Source organism: Butyricimonas muris (assembly GCF_046365375.1).
GTDB classification, from domain to species: domain Bacteria; phylum Bacteroidota; class Bacteroidia; order Bacteroidales; family Marinifilaceae; genus Butyricimonas; species Butyricimonas muris.
In genome coordinates, this window is sequence record NZ_JBKEIT010000018.1 from 26,426 (window position 1) to 50,047 (window position 23,622).

A 23,622-nucleotide genomic window follows, 5' to 3' on the forward strand; every position below is an offset into this window, starting at 1 on the left:
CCATGTCACCATTTATAGCAGAGCTACTCGGAACAATGACGATGATCCTCTTGGGTGACGGCGTAGTAGCCAACGTCGTGCTAAAAAAGACCAAAGGATTTCAAGGTGGTTGGATTACCATCACCACGGCATGGGCACTTGCTGTTTTTGCAGGAGTCGTCATCGCCGGTCCATATAGCGGGGCCCACTTGAATCCCGCCATTACAATAGGTTTCGCCATCGCGGAAAAATTCCCGTGGGCAAGTGTACCTTCTTACGTGATCGCTCAAATGCTGGGTGCCGCCATGGGTGCGTTCCTCGTGTGGATTGTCTACCATGACCACTTTAAGGTCACGGACGACCCCGGGGCAAAACTCGGTGTATTCTGCACGGCTCCCGAAATCCGACATAACGTGGTAAACTTCGGGGGTGAGCTTATCGCCACCTTCGTATTGATGTTCTCGGTATTCTATATTACCGGGGCTGAACTGATAGCCGATGTCGATACAACTACCCCTATCGGATTGGGTTCGGTCGGTGCAATTCCCGTATCCTTCATCGTATGGGTAATCGGACTTTCTTTAGGCGGAGTCACCGGATATGCCATCAATCCCGCCCGAGATTTCGCACCCCGTGTAATGCATGCCATCCTCCCGATTCCGGGAAAAGGAAGCAGTCAATGGGATTACGCGTGGATTCCTATCTTAGGGCCATTAGCCGGCTCACTTGTGGCAGCGGTGATTTATATGATTGTATAGAAGTTTGTAAAGTTGTAAGGTTTATAAAGTTTGTAAAGTGACAGGCGTTACGCAAGGCGCAAAGAGCTTTACAGACTTTATAAACTGCCCTCCTCGCTATCCGTTTCCCCGTTCTCCCCACTTTGGAGTCCTAACACGTCTTTTGCATTCAAAGGAGATATTGCAGACGTACTTGTTTCCTCTTCCAATTTTAACCGGGCTTCCTGAGCCACGCTTCCCCCTCTACGGGCAACTTCCAAATGCTCGTTAAATGATTCCGGATTACGTACTTCCGATATTTTCGTGGTAGACAATTCTGCAAGCATACTTAATACCAATTCGGTATTCGTCATATTATCCCGTAGATTTTCTTTCCTCAATCCTTTAAATGACTTGTATTCCTTTGCAGTCATTCCCGCCCACGTTTTGTAGATAATATCAGTCAGAGAAGCAAATTGCACTCCCTCTTGCAATCCCCTACGTTTCCATTCGTCCGTCAGGTCTTTACGGATTTCTATACTTTTAAGCCGTTGGTTTATCCAATTATCGGAATAACCCAAACGTTTATAATCCAACATCGCCTGCTCAATAGACAACTCCGGATCTTGCATTTGATCTAAACGCTCTTTAGCAACCTGTGCCATCCATAACTTGAATGGCTCTGCTTTAGGGGAAGGAATGGATTGTATTAATCGGAATAGTTGTTCTGTATTAGCGACATCCGTCAATCGCATTTTACCGTCTTCGGCAAGTAATTTCAACTGGCTACAATTTGTAGCCGTTTCACTTCCCTCCTTTTTCAAACGGTTTTTTAGCACACTCCAATACTTTCTTGGATTATCACTTTCCGTCAAAATCGCGATAACGTCAATAATAGAGAAATACCATTCTTCCTTATCGCTATCCCATACCGTACGAACTTTCTTTTCCTCGAAAACCTTTATTGCATTCTGTTTTGTCATATTCACCGAATTTATCCTTTATTCCCCCTTGTATCGCTCCTCAATCTTATCAAACACTTCCCACAACGTTTCTATGGTCGGGGCTTGCAGCATTTGAATCCGCAAATCACGGAAATGGGGCAATCCTTTGAACATACAAGCCATGTGCCGACGCATGTGGAATAATCCCCGCACTTCATCCAACCATTCTTGGGATAACAGTATTTGTTCCTTGATAATCTCTATTTGTTCGTGCAGGGGCAATTCGGGTAGAATCTCCCCCGTTTTCATATAATGTTTGATCTGTTGAAATATCCACGGCTTACCGATCGTGGCACGCCCGATCATTACCCCGTCCACACCGTAACGCTCGAAAGCTTCTTTTACCTTTTCCGGGGTGTCGATATCACCGTTTCCGATGATCGGGATCTTTATCCGGGGATTTCGCTTCACTCCGGCGATAGGCTCCCAATCTGCCTCACCCTTGTACATCTGGGAACGGGTGCGCCCGTGAATAGCCAAAGCACTAATCCCGACATCCTGCAATCGTTCTGCCACATCGTCAATGATAATATTCTCGCAATCCCAACCCAAACGAGTCTTTGCAGTAACGGGGATCTTCACGGCCTGCACGATCTGCTTTGCCATTTCCACCATTAAAGGTACATCCCGAAGCATTCCTGCTCCCGCCCCTTTCGCGGCAACCCTTTTCACGGGACACCCAAAATTTATATCTATAAAATCAGGCTGCACTTCTTCAACAATCTTTGCCGCCTCGACCATCGAATCAATAAAGCGACCGTATATCTGAATGGTTACCGGACGTTCGGACTCCTCTATCGTCAACTTCTTCACGGTCTTGTTTATGGAACGCACCAACGCATCCGCCGATACAAATTCCGAGTAGAGCCAATCCGCCCCGTATCGCTTACAGAATTTCCGGAAAGGGGGATTTGTAACCTCTTCCATCGGCGCCAAAATCAACGGCCGCTCACCTACGTCTTTTCCTCCGACTATCATCTTCAATCAAATAAGTTTTGCCACAAAAATAATAATTTCTATCTTTAACACACGAAATAAACAGCACGGATATGGCTATAATAAAATTTATTCTTATCGGATTACTTGCAACTTTCGCCCCACAGAAAGAGGAATGGGTAAAAATAAGAGGCGACTACCAAATCACGTTCCTTTTCCCTAGCCGGGGCGAACGTCTGAAAAAAGACGTGAATGACATCCGTTCATGGATATACCAAACGAAAAACGTAACCTGTGTTTTCGGGGTTGTATGCACGCAATTGACGAAAGAAAAAGGTATCCTTGATGCTTACACGGTCAACCAGCTATATCTCGCCATGAAGAAAGAATCAGTTTCAATGCCGACCGCTAAACTCACCAGCGAGAAGCGTATACCGTCAAAAAATGTCGAGATATGGGAGATTACCTACACGATAATGAAAGAGCTTGAAGAGATGACGTACTATAAAAGATTTATTTTCAGAGATAATTGTATGTATCAAGTATCTATAGGTGCGAATACGAAAGACTTGGAAGAACTCATCCCGCAGAAAAATAAATTCTTCAATTCTATTACTTTTTTGGACAACTCCAATAAATAAGAAACACAACCAACAAAAAATAAATCACCATGAAAAGTATTATCATTCCCTTGGCATTATTGCTGTCGATTCCCGTTATGGCGCGGGACAACGGGACAGGCACGAGCGACACTCTAAGACGTGACGTCAAAGAAATACACTTGCAGGATAGAGAAACAAGCGGACAAGTCAAGAAATCGGAAATATTAAGCGATCCCATCCACCGACACATATACCAACGGAGCCAAAATCCACGGTTCCGGGGACACTGGAGCGGATTTAATCTTGGATTTGCCGATTTCGGGGATTATGATATTGTTCCGGGCGGCTCTCCATTCATGGACTTGCAACGCAAGAATTCACTGGTAATGCAATTCAACATGTTCCAATACAGTATGCGTCTGAATAAATTGAATAATTTCGGGCTTGTTACCGGACTGGGATTAGAATACCAACGCTTCCGTTTCGAGCACAAAAACAGTATTCAACGGGGAGAAAACGGGAAAATATATCCGTTGGAAATAGATCATGTAAAGAAGAGTTCATTGAAAAACCTTTATCTCACCGTTCCCTTGATCTGTGAATGGCAATTCCCCGCGAAAAATCACCGCCGGGCATACGTGGGGGCCGGAATCATGGGCGGGTTAAGATTACACACGAAAACCAAAGTCGTGTACAAAAACGAGAACGGGGACAAACGTCGCTACAAAAAAGCGGGAAATTACAGCATGAACCCGGTAAAAGCAGACATTGTTGCCCGTGTAGGATACGACAAACTGGCACTGTGGGGCAGCTATACCCTCAACCGTATGATGAAATCAGGCAAAGCTCCTGATTTACACCCGTATGTTATCGGGTTCGGGGTAAACTTCTAAGAACGTTTAAAGTTAAAATTTAGAGTTATCATTAAATCACAGAATTAATAATCTTTATTGAGTTGTTTTTCACCTTTTTAAATCACTGTGTCACAACATTTCATACGTTGTGACGTAAAAACTATTACTTCCGGGATACTCCAAAAAGTACCCTCCATTCGACCAACGGTTCGCCCGTTCTAAAGATCGGAACTTATACGTTATATAAATATACATAAAGAGATGAAAACAACACTATTAGCGCTGTTTATATGCCTTTTCGGCATAAACGGCTTGAAGGCTCAGGATGCCAACTCGTCCACATCGGCATCCAACGTCCGTCAAGACAGTGCCTTCAAAAATGAGAAAGAAAAGAAAGTCCGTTTCAACGGACACGTGGCAGGGATTTACGGTGGATTCATCACCTTTGGTAAAAGCGATTATTCCGCTTACAAGAACAAAGATTTCATGAAACTAAAGCTACAAACCTCCTACACCGTGGCTCTCAACATCATTGAAATCAACATCGGGCTACAAAAACAAAAAAACACTGTTGGTATCGTGGCAGGCATCGGGGCCGAATTCCAAAACATGGAGTTCGACAACAAAATCGCTATCCATAAAAACAAAAAAGGCATCATAGAACCTTTCACCTATGACGAGGGCTCCATCTCTTCCAGCAGATTGAGAGTACTCTCTGCAAACATCCCGTTAATGCTCGAATTTCAATCCCCGTCCAATAAAACAAGCCGTTTCCATTTCAACATGGGAGTCGTGGGTTCATACAATTTCATCACACAAACTAAGGTAAAAATTACAGAGAATAAATTCCCTCACAAAAGCAAAACGATCAGTAACCGGGGAAACCTGAATATGCCCCGTTTCAATTTTGACCTCATGGCACAAATGGGTGGTAATCACTTTGCCGTATGGGCCCGCTACGGAATAACCCCTCTATTCGAGAAAAATAAAGGTCCGGAATTACATCAAGTAAGTTTCGGTGCTGCCATTCTGTTTTGAAAATTCATGAGGTCAATAGATGCATCTATTGACCTCATGAATTTTTAATTTACCTTCAATCGCTCCCATCGAAATCACAGAATCATAATCTTTAATTCCAAATATTTTCAATAGTCCGCTTGTTTTTATAAATTCGTCCCTCAAATACTCAACACAAATTTTATAAAAATGAGAAAACTATTCCTATTCTTATCCTTAGGTATTTTCTTGTTCTCTTGCAAAGAGGCAAAGAAAGAAACCAAACAACCCAGTCCCTATCAGCCACTTGCTGACCAATACGCGGAGTTCACCTTGACAACTGATGTTAGCAAACTAACGGAAAACGAGAAAAAGATGATTCCCATCCTTATCGAAGTGGCGGACATCATGGAGAATATTTTCTGGCAAAACGCTTATGGCGACAAGGCTGCGTTGATGAAACCATTCGCGCAAGACTCGGCAGCCTTGAAATATCTTTCTATTAATTACGGACCGTGGGATCGTTTGAATGCCAACAAGCCTTTCATTGACGGCGTGGGAGCGAAACCGCTGGGAGCGAACTTCTACCCGACGGATATGACAAGAGAAGAATTCGACGCTTTGAAAGACCCTCGCAAGACGGATTGGTACAGTATCATCCGCCGGGATGACAAAGGGAATCTCGTCGTGATCCCTTTCCATGAAGCATACCTGCGAGAAGTTGCCAAAGCCTCCGAGTTATTGAAACAAGCCTCCGAGTTGGCAGAAGATCCCGGCTTGAAGAAATACTTGTCATTAAGAGCACAAGCCCTTCTTGATGACGATTATCTTGCCAGTGACCTCGCTTGGATGGATATGCAAGACAACACGCTGGATTTCGTGGTTGGTCCTATCGAAACTTACGAAGACCAACTTTACGGGTACAAGGCATCCCATTCCGGACAAATCCTCGTGAAAGATAAAGAATGGAGTAAACGCCTGTCAGAATACGCTCAATACTTGCCCAAGCTGCAAAACAACCTTCCCGTGCCCGCCGCTTACAAGAAAGAGAAAGCGAACGCCAACCCGGACATGAACGCGTACGACGTGATTTACTATGGCGGAGATTGCAATGCCGGAAGCAAGAATATCGCCATCAACCTGCCGAACGACCCGAGAGTACACGCTGCCAAGGGAAGCCGCAAATTGCAATTGAAAAACTCCATGCAGGCAAAGTTCGAGAAAATGGTTGTTCCTATCTCTAAATTGGTTATCGCACCCGAGCAACAGAAATACGTGAATTTCGACGCCTTCTTCGAGAACGTGATGTTCCACGAAGTTGCCCACGGTCTTGGAGTGAACTACACGATCAAAGACAAAAAAGACGTGCGTTCCGCCTTACAAAACTACTACACTTCCATCGAGGAAGGGAAAGCGGATATCCTCGGGTTATTCTGCGTGACGAAATTAGCGGAATGGGGTATTCTTGAAAACAAAGACCTCATGGATAATTACGTGACCTTTATCGCCGGTATCTTCCGTTCCGTACGTTTCGGTGCTGCCAGCGCACATGGCAAAGCGAACATGATGCAATTCAACCATTTCATGGAAAGCGGAGCCATCACGAAAGACGAAACGACCGGATACTACACGATCGACTTCGAAAAGATGAAAAAAGACATCGAAGTCATCGCCGGGGAATACATCACGATCGAGGGTAACGGAGATATCGCAACTGCCACGAAACTCGTTGCAGAGAAAGGCGTTGTACCCCCGACACTGCAAAAAGACCTTGACCGCATCGCCGGAGCAGGTATCCCGAAAGATATTTTCTTCAAGCAAGGAACAAAAGTCCTCGGACTATAATAAAAAGTCCCTTCATAAATAAAGGATGTCTAACAAAAGGCATCCTTTATTTATTGTAAATAAATCAATTAGTAATTAGCCAACACCTTTTTCCAAGCCACACGACAAATAACATATTCCATCAACACCGCCAATACCCACATGCTCGCGATAGCTATCCAAATGCCATACCACGACAAGCGCTGGGACAGGGTATGTACTCCCCCTATCACGAGCCACACGAAGATCAATGCCAGCATCCGCAATATATTTCGTCCCGAATCGGTCGTTCCCTTCTCCTTGGAAAAAGGAAAAAGCAACCCGGAAAACCAAAGATACACGTAACTCACAAGCGTATTCACGGCAAGAATCATCAGCAAATCCGGAATAATCACCCAATGCAACCTCACGACGAAAACAGCAGACAATGCGACATACACGGGAAGATAATACTTCACGTACAACGCCTTGTAACTGCCGAGGATCAACGCCCCCGGGCGGGCAAGCGGTCTTGAACGATACAACCACAGCAAATCCCCTTTCTCCATGATCGACATAGCCATCAATATCCCGATACTCACCATCGATGTCATGTAAAACGGGATATAAAACCCAATCCCCCCGGTGTCGCGTCCTTTGTAAATAAAGAATACCGCCAGAAACACCGTGTAGATAATCATCGGGAGCACTGCCTGACGGAATTTCAGATTCCCCTGCGTCAACCGCCATCCCAGCACGAAACCGGAAACCTGCACGGGACTCCACGCGAATAGCCGGGCCAGCGAGTAAAGCCAACCGTCCTTGCCTTTTTTCCGTCCCTTACCCGCGGTCGCGGCATATTCATCAATTATTCCCATTTTTCTCGAAAAATAGGGTGCCAGATAAACCACTGCGATCCAACCGAACAACAACACCCCTGTTACCCCGGATAACGCCATCACCAAAACAGGAATAGTAAAGTGCTGTATAATCAACGTGAACGCCATAAAATAACAGGAAGGGGTAAAATACATCCACGTTGACGGATGAAACATATCCAGTTGTATCTCCCGAATCACCGTTCCCACCAATTGATAGCTCAACGCGACGGAGACGACCAGAATAACCTGAGCATAACTCATCACCCGTGCAAATTTATCTACCGCGATAAAACGCATCACCCCGAGATAAATCACGTTCGCCAGTAATAAAGTAAAAAGCGTATTCAAGAAAACAGATATAATAAAGAGTCCACCCGTCAACACTCCCTGCCAAAAAAAGACAACAATAGAGGGAATCAAAGACATACAACCCGATAGAAAAAACATATATGATAACATCGTCACCAGACGGGCAGTCAGGATTGTCTTGGAATTTACGGGCAAACGTTGTAGAATCTGATTATCATTCCGGTCGAAAAGCAACCGCGAGTATTCCATCATAAAACTCATCATAAACATGATCATCAAGTAGGAATGGAACAACAAAAGCGACACTTCAAACGTCCCGGACATGACCCCGAACAGGAAAAACACGGTACCGTATATCCCGAACGCAATACCTTGCCGCAATAACGTATTCGAGCTTTCCTTTTTCCGTTTAGACCTGTCGATACGATCATATTCCGTGAGTTTCACCGTCACGATAGCCACCATCCTGTCAAAGTCAACACCCATACGCGTGAACACTCCGCGGAAAAGTCGCAAAATCCAAATTACAGCCTTAATCATTGTTCTTTATTTTCAAACACATCAACCATCCGTTCCGCTTGAACCACCTGCCCTGATGCCCCGATCAGACTCGTGAAAAGGCTCTCCAAAGAACCGACACTCGCTTGTTCCATCAATTCATGAACAGTTCCATTAGCTATAATTTTCCCCTCGTTGAGCAAAATCACCCGTGTCGCAATCTTCTCCACGACATCCATCAGATGAGAACAGTAAAAAATCGTCTTCCCCTCTTTCGCCAGTCGGGCAATCATCTCCTTCACGATAATAACGGCATTGGCATCCAGACCATTCAACGGCTCATCCATAAAAATAACCTCCGGGTTATGCAACAAGCCGGAAATGATATGTATCTTTTGTTTCATCCCCTTGGAAAAACTCAACATCCGTTCGTTTGCATTATCCCGCATCTCGAACAATAAAAGTAATTCTTCCACCTTCTTAACCACATCCGCCCGCTCCAACCCGTACAACGTACCTATAAATTCGAGATATTCCATCGGAGTCAAATGCTCGTACATGATCGCATTCTCCGGAATATAACCAATCCGCTTCTTGATTTCTATATCGTTCTTCCTCAAGTCGTATCCCAATACATTAACCTCTCCGGCATATTCCTCCATCAGCCCACACATGATCTTCACCGTGGTGGATTTACCCGCCCCGTTACTCCCAAGGTAGCCAATCACCTCTCCCGCGCAAACCTCCATGTCTATTCCCTTCAAGACCTGCAGTTCCTCTTTCCCCTTCCGAAAACTTTTCTTTAAACCGGATACCCGGAGCACGCTGTCGTTCATCATATATTTATGCCGTTCGTTATTAATTAAGAATGCTTCAAAAATGGAATAAAGCCTCATGACTTTATCGTCACAAGGCTTTATTCCATTTTGTTGCCCCACTAGGATTCGAACCCAGACAGACAGAACCAGAATCTGTAGTGCTACCATTACACAATAGGGCAATTGTTTTATTGCGGTGCAAAGATAGTAGTTTTTTGGGATTTCAAAAAACTACTATCTATTTTTTCATTTCACTTCAATATTTTTTGATACTCGTCGTCATTAGCCAACACTTCCAACGCCTTGGCGATATGTTTGTCTTTACGGATATGATATTCCAGCACTCCTTCCTGCATATAATAACGCTCCATAAGTTGATCGGCCAATATATCGGAAATCTCATTCTTAAACGAATCCAGATCCCGATCTATTGAATGCCCGAGGTCATTTTTCAACGCTTCAATCTGACCCGATATCTGATCGTAATATTTCTCATCCCGCGCGGTCTTTACCAGTTTATCCAACATGGCTTGAGTGGCTGTTTCATACTCGAATTTCTTCGTTTTCAAGTATTCCTTGAACTCGTTGAACAATTCATCGGTCAATTCAAATTCCGAAGGAGCAGGCAATGTAGGATGTTTTGCCGCGTATTCGTTCACGAAATCAAACACCATATCCTGCATCACCAATTCCTGTGAAACCCGGGCGTATTTCTCCGGCTCGATCTTGATATCCGGCGTGATACCCCCACCGTCATACACGGTGCGTCCGGCTTTTGTCTTAAACGGTTTTATCAAAGAATCGGGAATCACGCCCACGCTTCCGTCCGGGTTACGATGCGCGTAATCCACCGCTTGAATACAACGTCCGCTAGGGATGTAATATTTTGCCGTGGTGACTTTCAATTTCGTGTTGTACACGAGGTCACGAGTGGTCTGAACCAAGCCTTTCCCGAAAGAACGCTCTCCCAGAACGACAGCCCGGTCATAATCCTGCAAAGAGCCGGATAATATCTCGGCAGCCGAAGCTGAAGCCCGGTCTATCAACACGGCAAGCTTCATGTCGGGCAATAACGGGTTCTTGCTCGTGGTATATTCTTTATCCCACTGCTTCATCTTGCCCTTGGTGCTCACGATCAGAGAACCTCTCGGCAAAAAGAAATTGGCGATCTCTACCGCTTGATCAAGCAATCCGCCCCCGTTACCCCGGAGATCAAGTACCAAAGACTGTGCCCCTTTATTTTTCAACTCCATGATCGCTTTCCGTACATCATCGGCAGCCTTATCCGTGAAACTGGTGAAATAGATATACCCGGTCTGATCATTCAACATCCCGTAGTAAGGCACACTCGGCATTTGCACGATTTCGCGCAACACCCTCTTTTCCATGGGTTTGTCTTCACCCACCCGCTGAACTTTCAAAACGACCTCTTTACCCGGTTGCCCTTTCAAGCGGGAACTCACGTATTCAACGGTTTTTCCTTTCATGTTTTCCCCGTCGATGGATAAAATCAAATCACCCGGTAGCAAGCCTGCCTTATGGGAAGGTGAATTCCGATAAGGTTCACGGATAACCACGTAATCTCCTTTTATCCCGATAATAGAACCGATTCCGGCATATTCTCCGGTAGTCATCATCTTAAATTCATCTATTCTGGACTCCGGGTAAAACTCGGTATAAGGGTCTAATTTCTTCAACATAGCGTCAATACCGTCCTTCACCATTTTCTCCGGCTGAACATCATCCACGTAAAAAAGATTCACATCCCTGAAAAGCGTGGCAAAAATATCCAATCCCTTGCTAATCTGGAATCTTTTGTTATCCTCCTTCAATCCCAACATCCCGAAAGCCAATAACAACACTCCCGAGATGATAATAATAACGCGTGTATTTTTTCTCATAACCTTATTTTAATATCAAAATCTAGCGAAATTAGTATATATCCGACAAAATAGCAAATTTTAAGGCACCGGATCGTAACCGGAACCACCCCAAGGGTGACAGGAACATATCCGTTTTATTGCCAGATACAATCCTTTTATTGGTCCGTGCTTGCGTAACGCCTCCACTGCATATTGCGAACAAGTCGGGGTATAACGACAGCTCGGGGGCGTCCATGGTGAGATACAAAGCTGATAGAACTTAATCGGAATCAGCAATATTCCTACCATTATCTTTTTCAATATAGACCAGAATTTTTTTAATAGCACCGGTGATTGCTTTTTCTATTTTATGAAATTCAAAGATATCATCTTGCAAATATATAAACAAGATGTCGATTGTTTTACCTTCCGGGATAGCGGAATACAATGTTTGTTTGTTCAATCTATACCCCTCACGCACCAAACGTTTTACCCGATTACGTTTTACCGCCCGTTTGAAACGTTTCTTCGAAACACTGATTGCCACGCGTGCCGGAGCATCTTTCTCATCCCTCGCGTAGAAACGGTATACAACGCGCAAAGGATAACTCACGAAACTTTGTCCCGAGGCTAACAATGCCTCGAAACCTGCCTTGTGACACAAGCGTTCCTCTTTGCTAAACGTGTATTTGATCGTTTCTTCCATGTGATAAGGGGTGTAAAACACCCCGGTTTATAAAGTTTATAAGGTTCATAAAGTTTATAAAGTAATGACCTTACGGACTTTATGGACCTTATAGAGAATGGTTGACCAAAATTTTCCAGAAAATTGTTCAAAAAGTGCTTAGATGCAAGGCTCTGATTCACAAAGAAGAGGGAGCGTACTAAAGTACGTGACCGAATCTTGGGGAAGCAGGAACGCGGCAGATGAGTACTTTTTGAACAATTTTCATTTTGATTTATTTTCTTTGTTGTAAGCCTTAATAAACTGTTCCAAAGCCATCGTCATCGAGGGAGCTTTCTCCGTCGGGGCTTTTATATCCAACCTTAACCCGGCTTCAATAGCAGCTTCTGCTGTCGCCTCTCCAAAGGCAGCGATAATCGTTTGCCCCTGTTCAAAATCAGGATAATTCTGAAACAAAGACTTGATTCCGGCAGGCGTGTAGAAAGCGATAATATCAAACTCCTTCAAGTCCGGGATATCATTTGCCACTTCATTAGCTACCGTCCTGTAAAACACGACTTTCGTGTATTTCAGCTTTAACTCGTCCATTAAAGCGGGAATATTCTCCTTGTGAACATCAGAAACCGGAACAAGGAAATTCTCGGTTTTATGCTTTAACAAGATTTTCGTCATATCCTCCACTTTCTTATCCCCGTAGAAAATCTTCCGTTTACGGTACACGATATACTTCTGCAAATAAAACGCTATCGCCTCTGAAATACAGAAATATTTCATTGTATCGGGAACAGTCACCCGCATTTCCGTACAAATTCTGAAGAAGTGGTCAATAGCAGTACGACTCGTGAAAACGATTCCGGTAAAATCCAATATATTAATTCTTTCTTGTCGGAATTCCTTTGCCGTTACACCTTCAACCTTAATAAATGACTTGAATTCTAATTTCAAACCGAGTTCTTCAGCCAGATCAAAATACGGAGACTTGTCAGTTGTCGGCTTGGGCTGCGAAACTAATATCTTCTTAATTTTCAAGACTTTCTGTTTTTAAATTTAACCAAACTTTCTCGATTACACCAACAGCTTGTATAACACAAGCATCGGCACAATTTCGAGCCCACAAAGGTACAAAATCATATACAAAATTGAAACTTTGTAACCATATAATATTTTAATCAATCTTATAAATCTAAAAATCAAGAGGATGACGAACAAGGCGAATATCACGTGAAACAGGGTTGTTACAGCAGAAGATTTCACGAAAAACAAAGCCAAGACCAAAGGTGAAACAGACAATCCCAACACGATGCCGCTAACTCGCAAATTCAGTATAATATCCGAAGCACAATGCCGACTGTTAAACGTCCAGCCCAAAAGACGCACCGTTCCCAGCAACACGATATAATACCCGAATATGATCAGAAAATAAAACAACGCGTCCGAAAAAACAAAAGGCTCACTCGTCATAAAAGCAATCAACATTGCCAAAGACGAGAAAGACAGGCAAATAGATAAAAGTACAAAGGAATAATTCTGACGGGTACCCTCTGATATCAACGCCACATCCCTTTTCCTGCTGAAGAAATAGAAATATACCGCCGACAAAAATCCTCGTCCCTGCAAACGAAGTAAAGCGACAAGAACAAGAAAAACTACCATGTATGTTAAAATCCCGGTGGTAAGATGAAAATCCCATCCTTCCAGCGGGGTTGCATCCACCAACCCGATGTAATTCGTCAAGGTATCCATCGGTGGTGCCGGCATCCGGGAAACCGATTCTTCCAATAAAGAAGCCGGAAACACGCTCGAATCCCGCACCACACTATCCGCGACTTGTTCTAACATATTCAACCATCATTTAGTGTGCCTCGTACCAACTTTTCCCGTACCCGGTACCCACGGTCAAGGGAACCGCCAGACTCACCACGTGCTCCATGCAATCTATAACCAACTGCTTCAACTCCTCGATCTCCTCGTGGTGGCATTTAAAATTCAACTCGTCATGTACCTGCAATATCATCTTGGAACGCAACCCCCGCTCTTTGATTTTCTGATGAATACAAATCATAGCTTTCTTGATAATATCAGCCGCGGACCCCTGTATCGGGGCATTCACGGCATTCCTCTCCGCGACTCCGCGTACCACGGCATTTCTGGAATTAATATCCCTCAAGTAACGGCGACGCCCCATGATCGTTTCCACGTACCCTTGCTTGCGGGCTTTTTCCACGGATTCCTCCATGTAACGTTTCACCCCCGGGTACAAATTAAAATACCCGTCAATCAATTCTTTTCCCTCTTTTCGGGAGATTTTCAACCGTTCTGCCAATCCCCATGCCGAGATACCGTAAATAATCCCGAAGTTCGCCGTTTTAGCCCTCCGTCTCATCTCGGGAGTCACCTCGTTCAAGGGTACATGATATATTTTAGACGCCGTTTCCGCGTGAATATCCTCCCCGTTCAGGAAAGCATCAATCAGCCCGGGAGCCCCGCTCAAGTGAGCCATTAACCTTAATTCAACCTGCGAATAATCGGCAGAGAAAAAGCCATAATCGGGATCACCCGTGATGAACGCTTTCCGGATATTCCGTCCCTCTTCCGTCCGGATCGGGATATTCTGCAAATTCGGGTTCAAGCTGCTCAATCGTCCCGTGGCAGCCTCTGCCTGATTAAAATGCGTGTGGATTTTTCCGGTTCCCGGATCTATGTAAGTAGGCAGAGCCTCGGCATAAGTCGTCAGTAACTTTTTCAATCCCCTGTAATTCAAAATATGCCCCACGATAGGATGAGCCTCTTCCAATTTCGAGAGCACTTGCTCGGAAGTACTGTACTGCCCCGTTTTTGTCTTTTTATTCCCGGGGTCTATATTCATCCGGTCAAACAATACCTCCCCGAGTTGTTTGGGTGAACTGATATTAAATTCCTCCCCCGCTATCTCGTATATAATCTTTTCAGACTCCGCGATTTTCTCTTTCAATTCTTCCGACAATTCTTTTAATGCACCTTTGTCGATAGACACACCCTCGTACTCCATATCCGCCAACACCCCGACAAGCGGCATCTCCAACTCTTCAAACAATTTGTAGAGCCCGACATCCTTCAAAGCCTCCTCCAACTTACTCTTCAAGCGGAAAAGAATATCCGTCCTCTCCGCGTAATCCTTGTCTTTTTTGCTTCCTTCCTCCGGGAATAAAGACAATTGCGGGTTCTCGGTATTATCACCTTTAATCAAACGATAATTCAATAACTCCAAAGCCACCCGCTCCAACTCGTGCGAACTGTCCGGCTGCAACACGTAATGCGCTATCTTGATATCGAAAATCCGGTTCTTTATCTCGATCCCTACCCTTCTCAACCAAATAATATCGTCTTTCACGTCATTGGAAATCAAAATCTTCCCTTCATCCTCAAAAACCGGGGAGAGCGACCGTATCACCCGTTCCGCCTCCGCTTTCCCGGACGGAAGCCGTAAATAACAGGCACTATTCGATGCCGTGGAAAAACACAGGTAATCCGGGTAAGAATTATAAATTGTCCCGTCCCCGAAGATCGCATTCAACACGAATTCCGGGGCTTCTTTCAATGTCTGCAATAGCTCTTCCCGTTCCTCTTTCGTCGTCAATTCCCGGTATTCCACCTCTTCGGGATGTATCGTATCGACTAATTTCTCCTCGTGCTCTATCGCGAAAACTCGCTTCGCCAGAGAGAATAATTCCAATTCATTGAAAATCGGTTTTAAAACATCGTCTTTTATCTCGCCCAAGAATAAATCTGCAACATTCACGTCTGTCGGCACTTCCGTGTTGATCGTTACCAGTTCTTTCGACAGAAACACGGTATTTTGACAACACAACAGACTCTCTTTCTGTTTTCCTTTCAACTCCTCGATATGCCGGTACACCCCCTCGATACTCCCGTATTTATAAATCAAGGCCGCCGCACTCTTCGGTCCTATACCGGCACATCCCGGCACGTTATCGGCAGTATCTCCCATCAAACCAAGGATATCTATCACCTGTTCCACCCGCTCTATCCCGAAATGGTCAAGCACCTCCGGGATACCCCACACTTCCGATTTATTCCCCGATCTTCCCGGTTTATACATGAAAACTTTCTCGCTCACCAACTGCGCGTAATCCTTATCCGGCGTGATCATATACACTTGAAAACCCTCCTTTTCCCCTCGTTTTGCCAAAGTTCCCACCACGTCATCCGCCTCGAATCCGTCCACGGTGACACAAGCTATCCCCAACCCCTCGATAATCTTTTTGATATAAGGAATAGACTTTTTCAGGTCCTCCGGCATGGGCGGACGCTGTGCCTTATACTGCGGGAACATCTCGTGACGGAATGTCGGTCCCTCCGGATCAAAAACAACAGCCAGATGTGTCGGCTTCTCCAACTCCAGAATTTCCAGCAAAAAATTAAAAAAACCGAAAGTAGCCGATGTATTTATTCCCGTGGTAGTAATCCGGGGATTGTTTATAAACGCGTAATACGAACGGTAAATCAGTGCAAAAGCATCCAGCAAGTATAATTTTTTCTCCTCGTTAGTCATCATCTTTCCTTTTCAAATTATTTCTTACAAAGTTAGCCTTTTTCTTTTACACGGATAGCTACTTTGAAAAAAAGACATCAAAATTACGCGTTTCGCGTAACGCGAAACGCGTAATATCAAAGTCTACAGCCCTCCCTACAAACGCACACTCCATGATAGTTCCGACTGTCGTGGAGTCTTTCATCCAAAATCCATGACAATCGTGTCAAAATATTTTTTGCTGTTATCCTCCCTTTCTCGAGATGAGGTTTCGGTATATTCAGTTATTTTACTATAACAAATAATGAATATACCATGTACTTTTATATTATCAAATTTTATTCAATTTCAATTAAAATACTATTATTTCACCTTTGAAATAGGAATTGAATAGGAGATGAATGGGAGATGAATAGGAGTTGATATAAATCAAGTATAAAGTAGATACCTTATATTTATATATTATTTAACTTATCTTATCCTAAATTCAAGAGAAAAAAGGAGGTAATTTTTCCTTCAATTCTATTTTGATGTGGTTGCCATGTCTAAAATCCGAAATCACGTTCCTCTTTTAAAAGAAAAGAATATCTTTGAACTCGCAAACAAAGAAAGAAAAGATTAAATGACCTATCAATTGGATATACAACCTTGTCCGGAATGGAATTTGTTCACGCGATTACAGCGTCCGCTAGTCATTGCCGGACCTTGTAGCGCGGAAAGTGAAGAACAACTTTTTGAAACAGCAACCCTATTGAAAAACAACGGGATAGAAGTCCTGCGTGCCGGCATATGGAAACCGCGTACCCGCCCGAATTGTTTCGAGGGAATCGGAATGAAAGGATTACCTTGGTTACAGCATATCCAAAAAACTTTAGGGTTGAAGATATCCACCGAAGTTGCCAACGCCCACCATGTCGAGGCCGCTTTGAAACACGACATAGATATGCTTTGGATAGGGGCACGCTCAACCGCTAATCCATTTGCCGTTCAAGAGATTGCCGAAGCTCTTCGAGGTGTGGATATTCCCGTTTTCGTCAAAAATCCCGTCAACCCGGATATAGAACTTTGGATTGGGGCTTTTGAACGCCTTTATTTGCGCGGGATCAAAAAAATGGGAGCCATACACCGCGGCTTTTCTTCCTACAATAGCGCTCGCTATCGCAATACACCACAGTGGCAAATCCCTATCGAGTTAAAGCGACGCGTTAAACAATTGCCCCTCTTTTGTGATCCCAGTCACATCGGCGGGCACCGGGAATACATTCAAGAGATATCTCAAAAAGCCATGGATCTCGGTTTCGATGGTCTGATCGTGGAATCGCACGTTCATCCGGATTGCGCGCTAAGTGATGCTGCACAACAAATTACCCCGGTGCAGTTAAAGGAAATTCTAGAGCATCTGGTTATCCGGGAAGCACACCCGAACAACTCTGCCAATCATTTAATCATCGAGGAACTCCGGGAAAAAATAGATACCCTTGACTCTTCCATCATGGAAGCCCTCACGAATCGCATGAAAATTATCGAGGAAATCGGTCTTTACAAAAAGGAAAACAACATCACCATTCTCCAACCCGACCGCTGGGAAAGCATTCTCTCCCGCGTCACGGAAGAAGCACGTGAAAATAATCTCCCCGTGGAACTCGTGGAACGGGTGTTCAAAGCCATTCACCAAGCTTCTATCGACCGACAAACGGATATCATGAATAGAGGTGTGTCTCGACACACCTCTAGTTTATAAAGTTCATAAAGTTGAGCCTTCGGCTCCTAAAGTTTATAAAGTTGATTAACAGTATATCAATATTTATGCATTTATCAAATAAACTTTACGAACCTTATGAACTTTATAAACCTTATGAACTAGAGGGTGTGCCTCGACACACCCTCCGTTCACATAACAAATTGATCAGAAGAAGCCTTTCTGAGATTATCTGAATTTTTCAAAGTATGGTTCAAGTCTTTTTTTCATGCTCTCGGAAGAAGCGAAATACCCGTTAATCCTCGTTTCCAAAGCCAATACCTTTGCGTTATCCACTTTCTCCCCACTCACGTTAACGAAATCCAAGGCAGACAAAATCACCCACAAATCGAAGTTCCATTTCGTGTTTTCCTGCTTATTCAAGCCGGAGTCCATGCAAGAAATAATGCGCTTTGAATCTTGAGCGGCACAAGCCTCCAATAATTTCAATTTATTCTGCAATCTCTTGTCCGGAGTCCAACTGCAAGAAGCCCATTCTTTAGAAATTTGACCGAATAATTTCTTCATGCCATTCTCATCCTTTACCGTTTTCTTTTGAATGGCCTCATTTATAGTCTTATTGTAATTTTCCGCCAAATATTTGTCCAATTTTTCCAATCCCACACTCTCTTTCAATTTGGAGAAGTTGTTCAATATAAAATTAAAATCGGCAGAGCCATAGGGCGTCCCTTCTATCAAGAACCAATAGTCGGCTTTCAACTTGTCGCTATCGACAACTTGCTTTTTCAATTCTTCCAGAATCGTGTTCGCTTTTGCCTGTTCCCCGGCACAAATAAGTACCCAATAGTAAGTCAATAACTGATCTTTCGTGATCGCACCCTTGTCGTACTGCTTATTCAAGTAATCAAGAGAGGTTTCTTCGTTCAAACCTCTTTCTACCCAAGCGATAAAAGATTTCAACGAGCCTGCCCCGCCAATCTTGTGTTGAATACTGCCATCGGGACGAAATATAAAAAATGTCGGGAAACTCTTCACGTTAAATTGTTTTGCCAATTCAATCCCTTCCCCTTTTTCCATATCATATTTCACGCTCACGAACCGGGGATTAAAAAAATCTCCCGCTTCCTTCGTCACAAAAACCGTGTTCAACATTCTCTTGCATGGAGCACACCACGAGGTGTAGCAATCCATAAACACGAGTTTATTCTCCGCTTTTGCCTTAGCCAACGCTTCTTTAAACGTTAGTTCCTCGAACTTAACCCCTTCTTGGGCATTTGCCGTGATGCCCAATGACATCACGACAAATAACAACATTATGCTCCTCTTCATATTATACTAGATTTTTATACCCTCTGTCATTTGCATCAACATAAATAACATGGCTTGATAGTGCTGCTTGGAAGCCTGATCCGGGGCATCCATCGCTCTGCTCATTAATAAGGTTCTCAATTTCAAACCGATTCCACAACAGTTGGCTACAGTTTCATCGATAAGAGAGGTGTTCACCGGACGTTGCCAACCGTAGCCGTATCCTAAACCGAAGCTGTTCAGTATTTCACGATCTTCCTCATCGTAAGCGGATTCTTGTTCCGATTCCACTACCATCATTTCATCCAACCCGTACAATTTCATTTCGTCTAAGGAAGGAGTTCCCGCCTCACTCGTGATCCCTCCTAAAAGTCCTGCCAGACCGGGTGACGGTTTCAACAATTGTTTCATGAAGGCCAACATGCCATTTTGCATAATCTTATCGGCTTGAGTCACTTCCCGGTTAGAAATCGCACTCTCCCATACCCCGTTGTACAAATCATCGAAATAGGCTTGCAACGTGTACGGGTTTTTAGAGATATGCGATGACAACACGACATTCCGGCTCGCGTTGAACAACGCCATGACTGCCATATTTTGAAGGCGTGCAGAAGTTGCCACATCCAAGCCAAATTTTTCCGTCACCTCTTTGTTATCCAGCCAATCGCAATCATTCAATTGCTTCAATACCCATTTCAAAGAAGCCTGTTGTTTCTCGCGGCTAACCGGCTCTACCCGTTTCCCGGAAGTACCGTCTTTCACGTCCGTCAAATAAATGCCACCGACATTATAAACCACGTTCATCAAGTAACGGGCATACTGGTTGGCAATATTCTGGTACAACGCTCTCCGGTGAGTAGCTTCCGGGTCATCCTTGATCCATTCGTTCAAATGGTTCATAATATATTTCAGATTCTTAATCCCGTATTCACCCGCTTTCATCGGATCGTCACCCAAATCTTCCTCCAATGCCGAAGGATCTACGCGGAAAGCCACCTGTTGTTTGCGGAAACGATAAATCGGATCCCCGACTTTCTCGTCTACCCAACCTTCCAGTATTTTAAATTCTTCTTTCGAATTTTTTGCCCCGGGGAAATAGGTGTACAACCATTTGATGGCAAATTCGTCGTACGGGCCTAAATCCGGCGGAGTCAATTTCACCCCTTTGTCCCCGGGCTGAGCCACGTAATTAAACCGGGCGTAATCCATGATAGAAGGCGTAGTTCCATATTTCCGGGTGAAACTTGCCGAGCGCAAAGAATCCACCGGGTAAGTACTGGAAGCTCCCATGTTGTGCATCAATCCCAGCGTGTGTCCGATTTCGTGAGCCACCACGTAAGTAATTGACTCGTCCATCACGTCCTTCGGCATCTTTTTAGCCCGCACGCGAGGATCCACTTGTGCCGTTTGAACAAAACGCCAATGATTAATCAACTTAACTATATCGTTGTAAATAATCACCGAAGCGGTCATAATTTCACCCGTCACCGGATCAACCCAAGAGGGTCCCATGGCATTCTGCGTGTTCGAGGGAATATACCGTATGCAAGAATATTTCAAGTTGTCGGGATCAAAATTCGGGTCATTTTTCGGGAAATCATGTACTTGCATTACATTTTTAAAGCCGATTTTCTCGAAGGCCTGATTCCAGCGCAAAACGGCTTTCTTGATCGGTTCTTTCCACGACTCGGGAAAAGCATCGTCAACGTACCACACGATCGGTTTCACGGGTTCTACCAATTTGCCTTTTTTGTAAGCCTCCGGGTCCTTGGGTTCTAATCTCCAACGATTCACGAGAGAATAATTAAGTAATTGGTCCTCGGCTTCCGTGATACAATGTTTTCCTGTTTGGAAAATACCTAACCTGAAATCCGGGTATCTCGGACGCATTCTCTTTTCCGGTAACAATAACAACGAGCGGGTAGCTTTTACCGATAACGGAGCATTATTTACCAGAGTGGAACGCCCTCTCTTTACCGTCACGTTATAAGCATACCACGTGGAAACCATAACGTTATCCTCGAATGCTTTTATCTCATCCAATTTTGTTCCCTCCTTTAAAGGCGACGCGCTAATCGTAAGTTGTCCCCCGCCTTGGTTTACCGGTGATAAATCCGACTCGTTGCCCGTGAACAAGGAAGTCACGTTGATCACCACGGCGGAACGGTCTTTATTGAATGCCTCCACCTTGTAAGCTTTCAGCATCGGGTCTATAAAATTCCTTTGCTTCAACAATTCCCCGCGCTCCTTATCTACCTGTAAATCCAACGCCGCGTTGACACTGCGCATGTACACGGTAGTATCTTTTTCAAAGGTAAATTTAATATGCCGGGGCGTGTTGGTCTTGAAACCGTTCGTGCAGAACATCGGGTTACTGGATTCCGATGCCGTGGACCCTAACAACATCTCGCGCCCCATGTATTTCAACGGAATCTCCATGTACAATTTATCGTCCACCTTATGCAAGGTCATGAAACCTCCCTTCGTGGCAACATGTCCCTTGGTTTTGAACAATTTATCATACTTGCTTACCGGCTTTGCCTTAGGCTTGTCCGGCGTTTTTTTTGTCGATACCGTTTCAACCTTGCCCTTTTTTTTCTCCTTCTCATTTTTCGATTGTCCGGCACCCGACGTCACCTCACAAAAAGAGAACAAAAGCAAAGACACCAATAAAAATACAATACTCTTTTTCATACATACAATATTTAAACATTACAAATATCTATCTGGCTTTCCGGAAGTTCCAAATCGCCCAACCATTAAACACGACAATAAAAACGCACAAAGCACCAATCTGGGGTAATACATGCCTTAACTCGCTGCCATAGGCGAAAAACAGACGCATTACCTCGATGTAATAGCGCAACGGGTTAATATCCGCTATCACCCTAGCCCATCCCGGCATACTGTCAATCGGCGTCCACATCCCGCACAACAAACAGATAATCAACAAAAAGAAGAAACAAAGCAACATTGCCTGCTGTTGATTCCGACAAGCCGTGGAGATCAACACGCCAAACCCGACCATCGACACGAGAAAAAGGAACGAAACCAAGTAAATGCTCCAGTAACTACTCTGGGGCACAATCCCGTACAACGCCCACACGATAATCAAGCCAAGCGTAAGAATCGCCATCCCGATTACCCACGAGGGAATAATCTTCGAGAAGATAAAGGCACTCCGTTTCACCGGGCTCACGTTCATCTGCTCTATGGTGCCGTTCTCCTTTTCCGTCACGATATTCAATGCCGACAACACCGCCCCGATGATACACACCAGAATAGCTAAAAGTGAAGGTATCTGGTATAGACTGGACTCCCCGTCCGGATTATAACGGTGATTCACGACCATATTGATCTGTTCGAATCCCGGTTCCGCCGGTTTCTCGATAAGCGGAATATTCACATCCGCGCCTCCCGCGTCAATCATCAATCCGGGTATCGTGATTTCTTCTCCTTTCTCCCATTCATTCATCTTTGCCGTCACGCGGGCTTCCGGGGATTGGTTCGCTCGCGGCATTTCAGCCCCTTCCTGTAAACGGGTTTCCGCTTCCGCTCGTGCCAGCATCATTTGTTGCGCTTGTGCCAATCGTGCCTGTGACGCGACTTCCGCTTTAGCCCGTTTCGTCATTTCGGCTTGCGCTTCCGCTTCCACCCGAGCCATGATCTCTTCCTGTGACTCCATCCGAAAACCCGGCTGAAAACCGAACCCGTCCACGTACTCCCATATATACCGCTCCAGTATCTGTAAAAAATAAAATGAAGAAAGCCCCGCCGTCACGCCGTTCACGGCATCTATTTCCAGCATAATCGGGGCTTTTGTACGCTCCATGACATTTTTCTCGAAACCTTTCGGTATCTCCAGTATCCCCGAGGTCTTATTCTTCTCCAGCACCTTCAATCCCTCCTCGTAGGTATCCGCGTAAGCCCCTATCCGGAATTGGTTCGAACTCGTCAACTTCCGCAGAAAATTGGCAGAGGTGCTCGTGCGGTCATGATCCACCACGCTCAAAGAGATCGTGGATGTCCTTACCTTCGCTGCCGGGGGAAGAATAAACAACAGTATCGACGTGATCAGAAACAGAATCAGCAATATCGTTTTATCCCTGAATATCTGGATAAACTCCTTCTGTAACAAAAA

19 protein-coding genes and 1 tRNA gene are annotated in these 23,622 nt (G+C 44.5%); 6 read left to right on the top strand and 14 right to left on the bottom strand.

Annotated features, from left to right (window positions below; genetic code table 11):
* Positions 1-2: 2 nt before the first annotated feature.
* Positions 3-737, top strand: a complete 735-nt coding sequence (locus ACK8P8_RS21795; protein WP_227216940.1) for an MIP/aquaporin family protein — start codon at positions 3-5, stop codon at positions 735-737.
* 77 nt (positions 738-814) lie between these two features.
* On the opposite strand, the gene ACK8P8_RS21800 is transcribed toward ACK8P8_RS21795, so the two are convergent.
* Positions 815-1,678: a BRO-N domain-containing protein gene (locus tag ACK8P8_RS21800; RefSeq protein ID WP_099291342.1), complete on the bottom strand. Its 864-nt coding sequence runs from the start codon at positions 1,676-1,678 to the stop codon at positions 815-817.
* 18 nt (positions 1,679-1,696) lie between these two features.
* Entirely contained in the window at positions 1,697-2,677 is a 981-nt protein-coding gene (gene dusB / locus ACK8P8_RS21805; protein ID WP_099291343.1) for a tRNA dihydrouridine synthase DusB, read from the bottom strand.
* 71 nt (positions 2,678-2,748) lie between these two features.
* Here dusB and ACK8P8_RS21810 point away from each other — a divergent pair, with 71 nt between their 5' ends.
* The 4 genes from ACK8P8_RS21810 (at position 2,749) to ACK8P8_RS21825 (ending at position 6,932) form a co-directional block, all read left to right on the top strand.
* Entirely contained in the window at positions 2,749-3,276 is a 528-nt protein-coding gene (locus ACK8P8_RS21810) for a hypothetical protein (RefSeq protein ID WP_099291344.1), read from the top strand.
* 29 nt (positions 3,277-3,305) lie between these two features.
* Positions 3,306-4,130 (top strand): outer membrane beta-barrel protein, encoded by an 825-nt coding sequence (locus ACK8P8_RS21815; protein WP_369861152.1) that lies wholly within the window; start codon positions 3,306-3,308, stop codon positions 4,128-4,130.
* A 222-nt stretch (positions 4,131-4,352) separates the two neighbouring features.
* Positions 4,353-5,129, top strand: a complete 777-nt coding sequence (locus tag ACK8P8_RS21820; protein WP_369861151.1) for a hypothetical protein — start codon at positions 4,353-4,355, stop codon at positions 5,127-5,129.
* 168 nt (positions 5,130-5,297) lie between these two features.
* The gene (locus ACK8P8_RS21825) at positions 5,298-6,932 is read left to right on the top strand and encodes a DUF8614 domain-containing protein (RefSeq protein WP_369861150.1); all 1,635 of its coding nucleotides are present in this window, start codon (positions 5,298-5,300) and stop codon (positions 6,930-6,932) included.
* A gap of 68 nt (positions 6,933-7,000) precedes the next feature.
* On the opposite strand, the gene ACK8P8_RS21830 is transcribed toward ACK8P8_RS21825, so the two are convergent.
* The 9 genes from ACK8P8_RS21830 to polA all read right to left on the bottom strand — a co-directional run bounded on the left by ACK8P8_RS21830 (position 7,001) and on the right by polA (position 16,498).
* Positions 7,001-8,620, bottom strand: a complete 1,620-nt coding sequence (locus tag ACK8P8_RS21830; protein ID WP_369861149.1) for a hypothetical protein — start codon at positions 8,618-8,620, stop codon at positions 7,001-7,003.
* Entirely contained in the window at positions 8,617-9,417 is an 801-nt protein-coding gene (locus ACK8P8_RS21835; protein WP_369861148.1) for an ABC transporter ATP-binding protein, read from the bottom strand. The genes ACK8P8_RS21830 and ACK8P8_RS21835 overlap by 4 nt, the downstream gene beginning before the upstream one ends.
* A 90-nt stretch (positions 9,418-9,507) precedes the next feature.
* A tRNA-Gln gene (locus tag ACK8P8_RS21840) sits at positions 9,508-9,578 on the bottom strand.
* Positions 9,579-9,647: 69 nt separating this feature from the next.
* On the bottom strand, positions 9,648-11,297 hold the full coding sequence (locus ACK8P8_RS21845) for a S41 family peptidase (RefSeq protein WP_369861147.1): 1,650 nt from the start codon (positions 11,295-11,297) through the stop codon (positions 9,648-9,650).
* A 60-nt stretch (positions 11,298-11,357) separates the two neighbouring features.
* A complete protein-coding gene (gene yidD / locus ACK8P8_RS21850) occupies positions 11,358-11,567 on the bottom strand; it encodes a membrane protein insertion efficiency factor YidD (RefSeq protein WP_369861146.1) in 210 nt (69 codons plus the stop codon).
* Positions 11,539-11,964, bottom strand: a complete 426-nt coding sequence (gene rnpA / locus ACK8P8_RS21855; protein ID WP_186974897.1) for a ribonuclease P protein component — start codon at positions 11,962-11,964, stop codon at positions 11,539-11,541. Before rnpA ends, yidD begins: the two co-directional genes overlap by 29 nt.
* A gap of 243 nt (positions 11,965-12,207) precedes the next feature.
* A complete protein-coding gene (locus ACK8P8_RS21860) occupies positions 12,208-12,972 on the bottom strand; it encodes a uroporphyrinogen-III synthase (RefSeq protein ID WP_369861145.1) in 765 nt (254 codons plus the stop codon).
* A 36-nt stretch (positions 12,973-13,008) separates the two neighbouring features.
* Positions 13,009-13,782 (bottom strand): DUF4271 domain-containing protein, encoded by a 774-nt coding sequence (locus ACK8P8_RS21865; RefSeq protein WP_369861144.1) that lies wholly within the window; start codon positions 13,780-13,782, stop codon positions 13,009-13,011.
* Positions 13,783-13,795: 13 nt separating this feature from the next.
* Positions 13,796-16,498: a DNA polymerase I gene (polA, locus tag ACK8P8_RS21870; RefSeq protein WP_410026319.1), complete on the bottom strand. Its 2,703-nt coding sequence runs from the start codon at positions 16,496-16,498 to the stop codon at positions 13,796-13,798.
* A gap of 598 nt (positions 16,499-17,096) precedes the next feature.
* Between polA and ACK8P8_RS21875 the strand changes: the two genes are divergently transcribed.
* Positions 17,097-18,215, top strand: coding sequence for a bifunctional 3-deoxy-7-phosphoheptulonate synthase/chorismate mutase type II (locus ACK8P8_RS21875; protein ID WP_099291355.1), 1,119 nt, complete (start codon positions 17,097-17,099; stop codon positions 18,213-18,215).
* 186 nt (positions 18,216-18,401) lie between these two features.
* Here the strand turns inward: ACK8P8_RS21875 and ACK8P8_RS21880 are convergent, their stop codons facing one another.
* The 3 genes from ACK8P8_RS21880 to ACK8P8_RS21890 all read right to left on the bottom strand — a co-directional run.
* Positions 18,402-19,502, bottom strand: coding sequence for a thioredoxin family protein (locus ACK8P8_RS21880; RefSeq protein WP_369861143.1), 1,101 nt, complete (start codon positions 19,500-19,502; stop codon positions 18,402-18,404).
* Positions 19,503-19,508: 6 nt separating this feature from the next.
* Positions 19,509-22,175: a zinc-dependent metalloprotease gene (locus tag ACK8P8_RS21885; RefSeq protein ID WP_369861142.1), complete on the bottom strand. Its 2,667-nt coding sequence runs from the start codon at positions 22,173-22,175 to the stop codon at positions 19,509-19,511.
* 28 nt (positions 22,176-22,203) lie between these two features.
* Positions 22,204-23,622, bottom strand: a 1,419-nt coding sequence (locus ACK8P8_RS21890; protein ID WP_410026320.1) for an ABC transporter permease, incomplete at its 5' end; no start/stop codon positions are given.

Excerpts from the sequence above, each read along its gene's own strand:
- ACK8P8_RS21795 (WP_227216940.1), top strand. The coding sequence starts at position 3 with ATGTCACCATTTATAGCAGAGCTACTCGGAACAATGACGATGATCCTC.
- ACK8P8_RS21800 (WP_099291342.1), bottom strand. The coding sequence starts at position 1,678 with ATGACAAAACAGAATGCAATAAAGGTTTTCGAGGAAAAGAAAGTTCGT.
- dusB (WP_099291343.1), bottom strand. The coding sequence starts at position 2,677 with ATGATAGTCGGAGGAAAAGACGTAGGTGAGCGGCCGTTGATTTTGGCG.
- ACK8P8_RS21810 (WP_099291344.1), top strand. The coding sequence starts at position 2,749 with ATGGCTATAATAAAATTTATTCTTATCGGATTACTTGCAACTTTCGCC.
- ACK8P8_RS21815 (WP_369861152.1), top strand. The coding sequence starts at position 3,306 with ATGAAAAGTATTATCATTCCCTTGGCATTATTGCTGTCGATTCCCGTT.
- ACK8P8_RS21820 (WP_369861151.1), top strand. The coding sequence starts at position 4,353 with ATGAAAACAACACTATTAGCGCTGTTTATATGCCTTTTCGGCATAAAC.
- ACK8P8_RS21825 (WP_369861150.1), top strand. The coding sequence starts at position 5,298 with ATGAGAAAACTATTCCTATTCTTATCCTTAGGTATTTTCTTGTTCTCT.
- ACK8P8_RS21830 (WP_369861149.1), bottom strand. The coding sequence starts at position 8,620 with ATGATTAAGGCTGTAATTTGGATTTTGCGACTTTTCCGCGGAGTGTTC.
- ACK8P8_RS21835 (WP_369861148.1), bottom strand. The coding sequence starts at position 9,417 with ATGATGAACGACAGCGTGCTCCGGGTATCCGGTTTAAAGAAAAGTTTT.
- ACK8P8_RS21845 (WP_369861147.1), bottom strand. The coding sequence starts at position 11,297 with ATGAGAAAAAATACACGCGTTATTATTATCATCTCGGGAGTGTTGTTA.
- yidD (WP_369861146.1), bottom strand. The coding sequence starts at position 11,567 with ATGGTAGGAATATTGCTGATTCCGATTAAGTTCTATCAGCTTTGTATC.
- rnpA (WP_186974897.1), bottom strand. The coding sequence starts at position 11,964 with ATGGAAGAAACGATCAAATACACGTTTAGCAAAGAGGAACGCTTGTGT.
- ACK8P8_RS21865 (WP_369861144.1), bottom strand. The coding sequence starts at position 13,782 with ATGTTAGAACAAGTCGCGGATAGTGTGGTGCGGGATTCGAGCGTGTTT.
- polA (WP_410026319.1), bottom strand. The coding sequence starts at position 16,498 with ATGATGACTAACGAGGAGAAAAAATTATACTTGCTGGATGCTTTTGCA.
- ACK8P8_RS21875 (WP_099291355.1), top strand. The coding sequence starts at position 17,097 with ATGACCTATCAATTGGATATACAACCTTGTCCGGAATGGAATTTGTTC.
- ACK8P8_RS21880 (WP_369861143.1), bottom strand. The coding sequence starts at position 19,502 with ATGAAGAGGAGCATAATGTTGTTATTTGTCGTGATGTCATTGGGCATC.
- ACK8P8_RS21885 (WP_369861142.1), bottom strand. The coding sequence starts at position 22,175 with ATGAAAAAGAGTATTGTATTTTTATTGGTGTCTTTGCTTTTGTTCTCT.